The sequence below is a fragment of the Pseudomonas capeferrum genome (assembly GCF_013523055.1).
Taxonomy (GTDB): Bacteria; Pseudomonadota; Gammaproteobacteria; order Pseudomonadales; family Pseudomonadaceae; genus Aquipseudomonas; species Aquipseudomonas capeferrum_A.
The window spans coordinates 64,804-77,198 of sequence record NZ_JAAMQM010000003.1; the positions used below are offsets into that span (position 1 = coordinate 64,804).

10 protein-coding genes are annotated in these 12,395 nt (G+C 61.7%); 5 read left to right on the forward strand and 5 right to left on the reverse strand.

The genetic code is table 11. The features are described from left to right. Nucleotides 1-51: 51 nt before the first annotated feature. The 3 genes from G7009_RS04265 (at nucleotide 52) to G7009_RS04275 (ending at nucleotide 2,323) form a co-directional block, all read left to right on the forward strand. On the forward strand, nucleotides 52-1,140 hold the full coding sequence (locus tag G7009_RS04265) for a hypothetical protein (RefSeq protein WP_181128749.1): 1,089 nt from the start codon (nucleotides 52-54) through the stop codon (nucleotides 1,138-1,140). A 176-nt stretch (nucleotides 1,141-1,316) separates the two neighbouring features. After that, complete coding sequence (locus G7009_RS04270) at nucleotides 1,317-1,997, forward strand: sel1 repeat family protein (protein WP_375139534.1); 681 nt, start codon at nucleotides 1,317-1,319, stop codon at nucleotides 1,995-1,997. A gap of 98 nt (nucleotides 1,998-2,095) precedes the next feature. Beyond that, nucleotides 2,096-2,323, forward strand: coding sequence for a hypothetical protein (locus G7009_RS04275; RefSeq protein ID WP_181128753.1), 228 nt, complete (start codon nucleotides 2,096-2,098; stop codon nucleotides 2,321-2,323). Nucleotides 2,324-2,468: 145 nt separating this feature from the next. On the opposite strand, the gene G7009_RS04280 is transcribed toward G7009_RS04275, so the two are convergent. The 5 genes from G7009_RS04280 to G7009_RS04300 form a co-directional block, all read right to left on the reverse strand. Continuing rightward, nucleotides 2,469-2,948 (reverse strand): copper chaperone PCu(A)C, encoded by a 480-nt coding sequence (locus G7009_RS04280; RefSeq protein ID WP_181128754.1) that lies wholly within the window; start codon nucleotides 2,946-2,948, stop codon nucleotides 2,469-2,471. Then, on the reverse strand, nucleotides 2,948-3,553 hold the full coding sequence (locus G7009_RS04285; RefSeq protein ID WP_181128756.1) for an SCO family protein: 606 nt from the start codon (nucleotides 3,551-3,553) through the stop codon (nucleotides 2,948-2,950). Before G7009_RS04285 ends, G7009_RS04280 begins: the two co-directional genes overlap by 1 nt. Nucleotides 3,554-3,911: 358 nt before the next feature. Then, the gene (nfuA, locus tag G7009_RS04290) at nucleotides 3,912-4,496 is read right to left on the reverse strand and encodes a Fe-S biogenesis protein NfuA (protein ID WP_181128757.1); all 585 of its coding nucleotides are present in this window, start codon (nucleotides 4,494-4,496) and stop codon (nucleotides 3,912-3,914) included. Nucleotides 4,497-4,554: 58 nt separating this feature from the next. Continuing rightward, nucleotides 4,555-5,589 (reverse strand): acyltransferase family protein, encoded by a 1,035-nt coding sequence (locus G7009_RS04295; protein WP_181128759.1) that lies wholly within the window; start codon nucleotides 5,587-5,589, stop codon nucleotides 4,555-4,557. Nucleotides 5,590-5,701: 112 nt separating this feature from the next. Then, nucleotides 5,702-8,002 carry a fatty acid cis/trans isomerase gene (locus tag G7009_RS04300; RefSeq protein ID WP_181128761.1) on the reverse strand — a complete coding sequence of 767 codons (2,301 nt, stop codon included), beginning with the start codon at nucleotides 8,000-8,002 and terminating at the stop codon, nucleotides 5,702-5,704. A 155-nt stretch (nucleotides 8,003-8,157) separates the two neighbouring features. Here G7009_RS04300 and metH point away from each other — a divergent pair, with 155 nt between their 5' ends. Both metH and G7009_RS04310 read left to right on the forward strand, forming a co-directional pair. Beyond that, a complete protein-coding gene (gene metH, locus G7009_RS04305; protein WP_181128762.1) occupies nucleotides 8,158-11,865 on the forward strand; it encodes a methionine synthase in 3,708 nt (1,235 codons plus the stop codon). 181 nt (nucleotides 11,866-12,046) lie between these two features. Beyond that, nucleotides 12,047-12,265: a DUF2970 domain-containing protein gene (locus tag G7009_RS04310; RefSeq protein WP_181128763.1), complete on the forward strand. Its 219-nt coding sequence runs from the start codon at nucleotides 12,047-12,049 to the stop codon at nucleotides 12,263-12,265. The last annotated feature ends 130 nt before the right edge of the window (nucleotides 12,266-12,395 follow it).

Sequence of the window (12,395 nt, forward strand, 5' to 3'; positions counted from 1 at the left end):
GCCCGACGTACCTGACCGCCGAACATTGCCCAACGACTTGAAGGGATACGCATGAGACCGATCGATCAGCCAGCCGCGAATGCCCCAGGCCCGTTCAAGCCGTTGCAGCTCGATTACCAGCGCTTCCTGCTGCAGGGCATGGGGCGCGCGCCGCATATCCACTGCATGCACGAGCGCGGCTATCGGTCCGGCACCATCAACACCGATGCGCTGGGCCTGCGCTACAGCCATTGCAGTGGCAGGCGTTTCTCGGTGGCCGAGCGTGGCGGCCGTAATCGAGTCAACCTGCTGGTGGGCGGCTCGACAGCGCTGGGCCTGGGCGCCAGTTCGGACGAGCACACGGTGGCCTCCTGCCTGTCGATGCTGACGGGGGAAGTCTGGCTGAGCCTGGCGGGTTGCGGCCTCAATGCCACCCAGGAGCTGATGACCTTCCTGATCCACCAGCATCGCTTTGGCGAGATAGGTCACGTGGTCGTGCTCAGCGGCTTGAACACCCTGGTGCATGAAGGCTTGAGCGAGATCCTGGCAGGCGACCGGAGCCTTTCGATGGTCAAGACCTTCAATGGTTTTCACGAAGCCGTGCTGCCGACCGAGCAGGCTCGCCCCGAGTCGCTCTGGCAGCGCCTGGGCCAGGCCCTGGCCCCTCGTCGGGGACCCAGACCGCTGGCCATCGAGAGACTGTCATCACCGGACAAACGCTTGATCCGCGCCGCCGACAGTATCGGTCGTACCCTATGCCAATGGAATCGTCTGATGACAGACACCCACACGACCCTCACCTTCATCCTCCAGCCATTGCTACCCTGGTGCCGCGAATCGCTACCGCAAGGTGAGCGGGCCATGCTGGCCTGGCTGGACGAGAAGCCGGCGAACTTCGACCTGCTGCTGGCTGGGGTGCAGGACAGCCAGATGCACACGGCGTTCTTTCGCCGGATCAAGAGTCAGGCCGATCCGGTACCCTGTTATGACATGAATTCGATGTTCAGCAGTTCGCCGGTCTTTTCCGAGGACCTGTTCGTCGATCGTCTGCACTTCAACGACCTGGGCAACAATGCATTGGCAAAAGTGATTACCGCCAAACTGGGTCTGGCCCAGGAAAAACACGCCAATCGCAGGCTGGCGTCCGTCAAGCTCGTCTGAGAGTTCGGGATTTGTCTTCCGGCATCGGCCTCTGCATGGCTAGAATAGGGCCTTGTAGTCCTGATATGCCCGAGGCACCCCAAGTCTGCCATGAACACCGATGTCGTCCATTCGTACCTGGGCACCCGACAGCTGCCCCGCGAGGCTGGCCTTTGAGCCGTCTAGCAAGCCTGCCCATGCTGTGCGTCGCTCTTGCGCCGCTGACTGCCGTGGCGCTCGACGTGCGGATCGATCCGCATGCGGACCTGCTCTATCGCCAGGCCCTGCCCTTGCTGGAGCAGGCCGACAGCCAGGAAAACGAGGCCAGCTCGCTACGGCCCGTGGCCCAGAATGACCCCGAACTCAGCCGTCAGGGACAGGCACTGGCCCATACCCTGCCCACGGCGGTGGCGTTACTGAAGAAGTCGGTGGCCCTTGGGCATCCGGTGGCGCAGTACCGTCTTGCGCTGTACTACATGAACTACCTGCCCGCCAGCCAGATTCCCGATGCCGCCTGCCCCTTGCTCAAGGCGAGCCTTGATCAGGGCTTCGCTCCGCCCGCACCGGCCATCGCCACCTGGTGCCCGCCCTACAATGCCAGCCAAGCCTACCGCGACGCGCTGGAAGCCTTGCCGGGCATGGCGACGCTCTACGCACCTTACTACCCTCAGCCGGCAGTGCGCCTGGAGTGCAGCCGCAGCCGCCCGCAAGGATTGGAAATGCAATGGGGACGCCAGCGTGACTATCAGGCCGAAGTCTATCGCCTGCTCGGCGATCTTGACCTGCAACAGCGGCGTTCACTGCTGCAAAAAGCAGTGGAAATCAATGGCTGCGCGGCGGCGCAACAGCGTTTGTTGAGTAACTACCGAGAAGGCTGATCTACCGGACGATACCGCTCGATGGCAGTTCCCCGACCTGGAACGGGCATACGCGCAGCCGGCTGCTACACTGACTGGGTTGAACGGAGGATCCCGTCATGTCCGCAAAAGAGCTCAGCACCCTTCTCACTCTGATGAACCAGCGCGAGGTCCGACTGACCAGCGCTTGCAAGGAAATTGCCGATTGGATCGACCGCCAGGGTGATGTGTCTGGCGCCGGAAAGATTCGCGACAGTCTCAAGGCACTGGAGGCTGACGAAAGGCAGGTCCGCAGTACCTTGACTTCCCTGACCCGAGAAAGACCCTTGCCGCGGTTTCGTGGTTGACAGGTTGATCGGTCGCCGCTACGCGGCGCCTTTCAGGCCTCACCAATCGACGCCTGGTAGCCATGCCGCCTGATGATGCAAGGCGCTTGATCGCCGTGCATCATCCCTTGAGTTATTCGATAGCCTTGCGACCGCGCGACTTCGTTCAATGCATCATGTGCGAGTGGTCGTGGTCGGCGCCTGCCGTCAGCGGACGCACCGGTGCCTGGACCTCGAGGGTCTGACGTTCGCCCTTGGCATCTTCCAGGGTCAGCGTCAGAGGCACCTGTTCGCCTTCCTTGACTTGCCTGACCAACCCCATGAGCATCACGTGGTATCCGTTCGGATCGAGCGCCACGGGCTTGCCCGCTGGCAACTCCACGGCGGACACCTGCTTCATGCCCATGACGTCGCCATTCATGGTCATTTCATGAATCTGCACGGTCTTGGCAATCGGGGAGTCGACGCCGACCAGCTTGCTGTCATTACTGGCGGTAAGGATCATGAAAGCGCCAGTCGCCTGCTGGTGGGGCACGCTGGCGCGAACCCAGGCATCGCTCACCGTGGTTTCGGCCAGCGCCGGAACCGCCATGCCCAGAAGGGCCAGCATGGCCAGGCCGCGCTTGAGTCGCATCGAAACAGTCATTAGCAGATCTCCATGAGGGTGAGCAGGTCTTCGGTGCATTCCTTGGCATTCAGGGAGTGCGACAGGCTCAGGCGCAGCGTGCCGCGCGAGTCGTAGACATAGCTGGTGGAGGAATGGGAAATCGTGTAGGTATCGCCCGCGGGTATCCGCTCGTGAAACACCTTGAACTCCCTGGCGACGGCATCGATCTCTTCCTGGGTGCCGGTCAGGGCAGTGAAGGACGGATCGAACGCCTTGACGTAGGCGTCGAGCACTTCCGGGGTATCTCGCTCCGGGTCCAGGGTGATGAACACCACCTGCAGGAAGCCGGCGTCGCGCCCCATCAGCTTCTTGATCTGCGCCGCGCGCGCCAGCGCCGTCGGACAGACTGCCGGGCATTGGGTGAAACCGAAGAAGAACATCGGCATCGAGCCATAGTAGCTCGACAGGGTGCGTACGTTGCCTTGGGTGTCCTTGAGCTTGAAGGAACGGCCCAGGATTTCATTGCTCATGTTCTTGCCGTACTTGAATTCCAGGCCTCGCGCCGGACTGCAACCGGCAAGCAAGCCAAGCCCCAGCAAGCCCATCCCGGCAACCACTGTGCGCCGGGTCATTAGATCATTCATGTAACCATCCTTTGCAGGGAAGGTGCCGCCCTTGGGCAGGGTCGGACGAAAAACCGGGGGGCATTCTGGCATGACACCCTGGGGGCATCTACCCAAGGCGGGATGAATAACGCCGCAAGCCTTTGAATACGGGCTGCGGCCTGTTGTCGCAGGGATTGAAACCGTAACAGTTTATTGCTAAGGACAACTGATCCAAGGCGCGTCCTGGTGACAGGGACCACAGCAGCAAGCGTGGTCGACTGGCGCCCTGCCCGATACCAATCGCATCGACCGAGTCGAGGTCGGCACCGGGGTCGATCCAGACAAGGCCAGGTCGGGTGGGCGCCGCCTGGCCCGCGGACCGTACCGCTACGCAAACTCAGTAGTAGGCGTTTTCTTTCTGCGAGTGGTCGGTGACGTCACGCACGCCCTTGAGCTCGGGAATACGCTCGAGCAGGGTCCGCTCGATGCCATCCTTCAAGGTGACGTCAGCTTGGCCGCAGCCCTGGCAGCCGCCGCCGAACTGCAGTACGGCGACCCCGTCCTCGACCACTTCGACCAGGCTCACCTGGCCGCCATGACTGGCCAGCCCCGGATTGATTTCGGTCTGCAGGTAGTAGTTGATTCGCTCGTTGATGGGGCTGTCTTCGTTGACCATCGGCACCTTGGCGTTCGGTGCCTTGATGGTCAACTGGCCGCCCATGCGATCACTGGCGTAGTCGACCAGAGCGTCCTCGAGGAACGGTTCGCTGATCGAATCGATGTAGGCGGTAAAGCTCTTCAGTCCCACGGCAACGTCTTCGGGCTTCTCCTCGCCCGGCTTGCAGTAGGCGATGCAGGTTTCCGCATACTGGGTACCCGGCTGGGTAATGAAGACGCGAATGCCAATGCCCGGGGTATTCTGCTTCGAGAGCAGATCGGCCAGGTAGTCATGGGCGGCGTCGGTAATGGTTATAGCGCTCATGGAAGTTCCTCTCAGACTTGCCGTGCAGTTTACGCCAACCTGGCGGCCGAACAAAGTCCTAGTAATTGACTCGGGATAGCGCCAGCTCGGGTCTCGCCACCCGTCGCGCCTCGCACCAGGCACTCATGCGCCGGTACAGGCCTCGCTCGAGCTTCTGGTAACTGACCCATGACGCGATACCGATCAAGGGCACGCACAGGGCGAATACGGCGTAGGGGTTGAGCCCCAGGCGTTCGCTGGCGAACCAGCCGCCATACAGGACCAGTACATGAATCAGGTAGACCGAGTACGAGCAATCCCCTAGCGCCTTGAGTACACGATTGCCGGCGAAGCTGGGCTCCAGCGCGACGCAGGCCAACACGACCAGGGCACTCGGCAGCCCCCAGTGCAACAGGCGCATCGAGGCGTCGAGATGGTAGATGGCCAGACCGGCCGCGGCCAGGATCGCCATCGGCAACCACAGGCCTTCAACGATCAGACCGCGTCGGTGGAGCATGCCGATACCGATGCCCAGAAGGAATTCATAGATGATGTCATTACCGTAGAAGCCGCTGATCAACCCGAATCGACTCAGCACCTCGCTGGCCACCAGGAGCACGCCCGTCACCAGTAACAGGTGAAAGCGCTGCGGCACCACGAACACCAGGGAAAACAGCAGGTAGAAGAACATCTCGAAATTCAACGTCCAGCCCACGTTGAGGGTCGGATACAACCCGTAGCCGCCTGGATTTTCCGCAGGTATGAAGAGCAGCGAAAGGAACAGGTGCTGCCATTCGAACACCTGGTGCGGCATCCAACGGCTCGCCGTAAGAAGCAGTAAAGTCATCAAGGCGGTGTAGAACCAGTAGGCCGGCACGATGCGCAGCACCCGGTTGAGCAGGAAGCGATGAGGTGCCTGCGGTTTGTCACGGGTCGACAGGTAGATCACCATCCCGCTGATGACGAAGAAGATGTCGACGCCGACGGCGCCACGGTGGGAGAGGAAATGGCCGATGGGGCCGCTGGCGTGAAAGTCGAAGAAGATCTGCATGAAGTGGTGGCAGACCACCATCCAGGCGGCGAACGCCCGTAATGCCTGAAGCGAATACAGCATGCCTTTACCTACATCTGAAGCCCATTCTGGTTCCGGTGTCCAACCGGAACCGCGTGGGTCTGGGACCGCGGAAAACCGGGAAAGGTCGGGTGACCTTCCCAGCGGTCCATCTTCAGAGGTTCTCGTAGCGGTTCATGTCCAGCACTCCCGCCTCCTCCGGGGCCGTTTCCCGGATATAGGCAGTGAGGTCATGGAAGTAGTACCAGAACCGTGGATGACTGCGACGCACGCCCCAGCGCCGGACAATGCGCTCGAACTTCGTCGTGTCGTCTCGGGCCGCCTCCATGTCCTCGACGAACTCCGGCACCTCGGCGGCCGGGATATTGAAGATGAAATTGGGATAGCTGCTCAGCACACCAGGGTACAGGGTCAAGGTATCCAGACCTGGTTGGTAGCGATGCGCCTCGTTGAGCAGGAAGGCGACGTTACTGTGGGCCCGGTTGCGTAGCAGGCTGTAGACCTGGCGCTGACCGCCCTGCCCTTCGATCCTCAGCATGCTCGCCTCGGGCAATTGGCCGATCACCTTGAGCCCCGCCGCGGGACGCGAGACCAGTCGGCTGAGCGATTGTTCGACGTCGCGAAATTCGGCGCTCATCTCCGGTCTCGAGCAATGAGCGCCTCTGCAGCGGTTGATCGGGTCGGGCGCCGCATCGAGACTGGCGGAGCGCTGCAGCAGCTTGAGGGCGAAATCGCGTCGCGGATCGCGCGGATCGAGCTTGAGCCCGCTCGGCGTGCGCGTGTCGATGTCATCGTAGTCCAGCCACATCTTGACCTTGCCGCCGTTCTGGTACCAGTCACCGAGCATCGCTCCACGCTGGTCGGCAGGCATCAGGCGCAGGAAGTTGACTTCAGCGCCATTGCGGATCAGGTCGAAGTACAGGCGCGTCTGCAATTGGTGCGACAGATTGCCGAACACATCGAAGTTGACCGCCAACTGGTAATAGGTGCGTTCGAGCAAGGGATAGTCGAACAGCCACAGAGTCAGGGGCACATCACCGACCAGGCCCTTGTGCACCGATGCGCTGTCGAAGTGGCGGAAGATGCTCAGCATGGCATTGTCGTTGCCAGCCCACAGGGTGGACCAACCGGGCGGCGGCATTGCCGCATAGGTGGCGCGACGCAAATCCTCGTACTCGTTGCGCTTGTCGCGGTAGGCATACCAGAGAGACAGCACGCTGCCGACATCGTCGTTCTGGCCAGGCATGGCCAGCAAGGGGGTCGTCGCGCCTCGGTACCGGGCATCGGTAATGTAGCGGTCCTGGGCGGGCTCCTGGAACAGGACCCAGAAATTGTCGCGAATCACGTCCGTGGCGATCTGACCGCGACAGACCGGGCCGCGAATGAAGGTGCGGACGAAGTACTCGGCGTTGTCCAGCATGAACTGGTAGCGGGCCACCGCCGGAATCGCCTCGAAGGTTTCGAACGGATTGGCACGGTGCCGAGGCCCATACCCGGGCAACGAGCTGGCGTGCCAGTCGCCGCTGTAGAACAGCTGCTTGACCCGCTTGAGCTTCTGCGGCCCCATGGGGTAGGTGATGTGGGTCTTGTGCACGATCACGCCCTGCACCGGAATGAGCCGGTAGTAGAAATCGGTGCCAGGCGGATCGTTGGGACGGCGTGTGGCGATGATGTCGACCGGTTTGCCGCTTGGCGTGCGCGAGCGTACCCACTGGAAGAAATGCCCCGATTCGCCACCGACGAAATGAATGTGCGCCAGGAACAGGTGCTCGTAGAGCCAACGACCTACCAAGGCTTCGGTAGAGCCCGGACGGTTGAGCAGAGCCTCCCATTCGGCAATCTGACTGGCTTCGCTCGCGCTGGGGCTGATCGCGTCATGCTCGAGGGGGGCGCCGGCCGCCAACCAGTGTTGCAGCGTCTGATATTCGGCATCGGTCAGACCGGTGACGGCCAACGGCATGCCCTCTTTCGGATGAGCGCCCGCATAGGCGTCCATCTCATGCGGCAGGGGGCACATGTTGTTGCGGTTCAGGCCCAGAACGATCTCTTCGGGCAACTTCGCGTTGGGTTGCAGCGGGGTCTTGTGGCCCAGCTCGAGCATACGTTGCATCAGCGCCGCCTGACTGCCTTGGCCCTCCAGCACGGAATGGAAACCCTTGCGGCGCCATGCCTCTTCATCCTGGGCATCGTAGAACAACCGCGTGGTCGGTACCGCCTGGCTGCGTTCGCCTTGGTAGACCGGCACCTTGGTCGCGCCGCGCTCGACACCCTCGGCACTGCCCAGATTGAGCTGGCAGGCCGCGTCATTGCAGGCATGGCACGCCACGCATTTTTCCGTGAGGATCGGCTGGATGTCGCGGGTGTAGGAAATCGTTGAACTCGATAGAGTGGCTTGCGCGAGCGTCACGCCACTGATGAGCAGGGCGAAAACGCCGACAAGAAAACGGTGCACCATGTACCTAATGTCCTAGCTGGGATTACTGTCTCGAAATCTACTGGTATCCAGTGCGTGAACATGAAGAGAATTCATGCAAAAGCGCAGTGCGTCTAAAAACCGCGCAGCTTTGCTATCATGCCGCACCTTCTGTTTATGCCCGACCAGGTAGTCCTATGTCCGATCGCAGCGCTCGTTACCAAGCACTTCAGCAAGCCCTCAAGGAGCGCATACTGATCCTCGATGGCGGCATGGGCACTATGATCCAGGGCTACCGTCTCGAGGAAGACGACTATCGTGGCACGCGCTTCGCCGATTGGCCAAGCGATGTGAAGGGCAACAACGACCTGCTGTTGCTCAGCCAGCCGGACATCATCGCGGCCATCGAGAAGGCGTATCTGGATGCCGGTGCCGATATCCTCGAGACCAACACCTTCAACGCCACGCAGATTTCCCAGGCCGACTACGGCATGGAGTCGCTGGTCTACGAGTTGAACGTCGAAGGCGCCCGCATCGCTCGCCAGGTCGCCGATGCCAAGACCCTGGAAACGCCGGACCGTCCACGTTTCGTCGCCGGCGTACTGGGTCCGACCAGCCGCACCTGCTCCATCTCCCCGGACGTCAACGACCCCGGCTACCGCAACGTTACCTTCGACGAACTGGTAGAGAACTACATCGAGGCTACCCGAGGCCTGATCGAAGGCGGTGCCGACCTGATCCTGATCGAAACCATCTTCGATACCCTCAATGCCAAGGCGGCGATCTTCGCCGTGCAGCAGGTGTTCGAGGATGACGGCGTCGAACTGCCGATCATGATCTCCGGCACCATCACCGACGCTTCCGGGCGAACCTTGTCCGGACAAACCACCGAGGCCTTCTGGAACTCGGTGCGCCACGCCAAGCCGATATCCGTGGGGCTGAACTGCGCCCTGGGCGCCAAGGACCTGCGCCCTTACCTCGAAGAGCTGGCCACCAAGGCCGACACGCATGTCTCGGCGCACCCGAACGCCGGCCTGCCGAACGCCTTCGGCGAGTATGACGAGACGCCAGCGGAAATGGCCGAAGTGATCGAAGAATTCGCCGCCAGCGGGTTCCTCAACATCATCGGCGGCTGTTGCGGTACCACGCCCGCGCATATTCAGGCGATCGCCGAGGCCGTGGCCAAATACGCGCCGCGGGTCATCCCGGACATCCCCAAGGCATGCCGCCTGTCGGGCCTGGAGCCGTTCACCATCGATCGCAGCTCGCTGTTCGTCAACGTGGGCGAGCGGACCAACATCACCGGCTCGGCCAAGTTCGCCAGGCTGATTCGCGAAGAGAACTACACCGAGGCCCTGGAAGTCGCCCTGCAGCAGGTCGAGGCCGGTGCCCAGGTGATCGACATCAACATGGACGAAGGGATGCTCGACTCCCAGGCGGCCATGGTGCGTTTCCTCAACCTGATCGCCGGCGAGCCGGACATCTCGCGCGTCCCGATCATGATCGACTCTTCGAAATGGGAAGTGATCGAGGCGGGGCTCAAGTGCATTCAAGGCAAGGGCATCGTCAACTCGATTTCCATGAAGGAAGGCGTCGAGGCCTTCAAGTATCACGCGCGACTCTGCAAGCGCTATGGCGCGGCCGTGGTGGTCATGGCATTCGACGAGGTCGGCCAGGCCGATACCGCGGCACGCAAGCGGGAAATCTGCCAGCGCAGCTATGACATCCTGGTCGATGAAGTCGGCTTCCCTCCGGAAGACATCATCTTCGACCCGAACATCTTCGCCGTGGCCACCGGCATCGAAGAGCACAACAACTATGCCGTGGACTTCATCGAAGCCTGCGCCTATATCCGCGACCACCTGCCCCACGCGTTGACATCGGGCGGCGTGTCCAACGTGTCGTTCTCCTTCCGTGGCAACAACCCGGTGCGCGAAGCGATCCACTCGGTGTTCCTGTATCACGCGATCCAGAACGGCCTGACGATGGGCATCGTCAACGCCGGCCAGCTGGAGATCTATGACGAGATCCCGCCGGCCCTGCGCGAAAAGGTCGAGGACGTGGTGCTCAACCGCACCCCGGAAGGCACCGACGCCCTGCTGGCCATTGCCGACGACTACAAGGGCGGCGGCGCGGCCAAGGAAGTGGAGAACGAAGAATGGCGCTCGCTGCCGGTCGGCAAGCGTCTGGAACATGCGCTGGTCAAGGGCATCACTGTCTATATCGTCGAGGATACCGAAGAGTGCCGACAGCAGTGCGCGCGGCCGATCGAGGTCATCGAAGGCCCGCTGATGAGCGGCATGAACGTGGTAGGCGACCTGTTCGGCGCGGGCAAGATGTTCCTGCCCCAGGTGGTCAAGTCGGCGCGGGTCATGAAGCAGGCAGTGGCGCATCTGATCCCCTTCATCGAACTGGAGAAAGGCGACAAGCCCGAGGCCAAGGGCAAGATCCTCATGGCCACGGTCAAGGGCGACGTTCATGACATCGGCAAGAACATCGTCGGCGTGGTGCTGGGTTGCAACGGCTACGACATCGTCGACCTGGGCGTGATGGTGCCTGCCGAGAAGATCCTGCAGACCGCTCGCGAGCAGAAGTGCGACATCATTGGCCTGTCCGGCCTGATCACGCCTTCGTTGGACGAGATGGTGCATGTGGCTCGCGAGATGCAGCGCCAGGACTTCCACTTGCCGTTGATGATCGGCGGCGCCACCACCTCCAAGGCGCACACGGCGGTGAAGATCGAACCCAAGTACAGCAACGACGCGGTGATCTACGTCACTGATGCCTCGCGCGCAGTGGGCGTGGCGACCCAGTTGCTGTCGCGTGAGCTCAAGCCTGCGTTCGTCGAGAAGACCCGCGAGGAATACGTGGTAGTGCGCGAACGTACCGCCAGCCGCAGCACCCGCACCGAGCGCTTGAGCTATCCCCAGGCCATCGCCGCCAAACCGCAGTACGACTGGGCCGGTTACACGCCGGCGGTACCCTCTTTCACCGGCGTCAAGGTCCTGCAGGACATCGATCTGCGCACCCTGGCCGAGTACATCGACTGGACCCCGTTCTTCATCTCCTGGGACCTGGCCGGCAAGTTCCCGCGCATCCTGACCGATGAAGTCGTTGGCGAAGCAGCGACCGCCCTGTACCAGGACGCCCGCGAGATGCTCGACAAGCTGATCGATGAAAAGCTCATCAGCGCCCGTGCGGTATTCGGCTTCTGGCCGGCCAACCAGGTCAGGGACGATGACATCGAGGTCTATGGCGACGACGGCCAGCCGCTGGCCAGCCTCCATCACTTGCGCCAGCAGACCATCAAGCCCGACGGCAAGCCCAACTTCTCCCTGGCCGACTTCGTCGCGCCCAAGGACAGCGGCGTCACCGACTATGTGGGTGGCTTCATCACCACAGCCGGGATCGGCGCCGAAGAAGTCGCCAAGGCTTATCAGGACAAGGGCGATGACTACAGCTCGATCATGGTCAAGGCCCTGGCCGACCGCCTGGCCGAAGCCTGTGCCGAATGGCTGCACGAGCAGGTGCGCAAGGAGTACTGGGGGTATGCCCGTGACGAGCATCTGGACAACGCTGCGCTGATCAAGGAGCAATACAGCGGCATCCGCCCTGCCCCAGGCTATCCGGCTTGCCCGGACCACACCGAGAAGGAAACGCTGTTCCGTCTGCTGGACGGCACGGCTATCGGTGAGACGGGGCCCAGCGGTGTGTTCCTCACCGAGCATTTCGCCATGTTCCCGGCGGCGGCCGTCAGCGGTTGGTATTTCGCTCACCCTCAGGCCCAGTATTTCGCGGTGGGCAAGGTCGACAAGGACCAGATCGACAGCTACAGCGAACGCAAGGGTCAGGAAGTCAGCGTGAGCGAACGCTGGCTGGCGCCGAACCTGGGCTACGACAGCTGATGCCGACAGGGGCCGTTTCTACGGCCCCCTTCATTTCGGACGCAATCGAAGGCCGCCATTCGGACAGCTACAAGGTTCGATAAAAGAACCCGAGCTTCCCTCAGACCGCTCCGAGTGATCCTTCACGCATTTCGTCGATTGCCTACACTGTTCTTGATCGCCACCTGATCTGGAACCTTCGATGAACGAACGTGACCCGAGCACACCCCCCACTTTCTGGCAAATGCTGCAGAGCATTCTTGCAGCCGCATTCGGCGTGCAGAGTGGAAAGAACCGCGAGCGGGATTTCACTCATGGGAAAGCCAGTCATTTCATTCTGCTGGGCACGGGGTTCCTCCTGGTATTCGTCCTGGTGCTGATCGGACTGGTCCAGTTGGCAATGCACCTTACCGCCCACTAGAAACCGCAGCTCGCTCAGATGCGTTCTGCAGGCGACCAGGCTTCGCTCAGGTCCCAGAGTTCTACTGGTGACTGACCCAGTAGACTGCTGTCACGACGACCAGAATGATCAGGCAGAGGATCGCCCATGC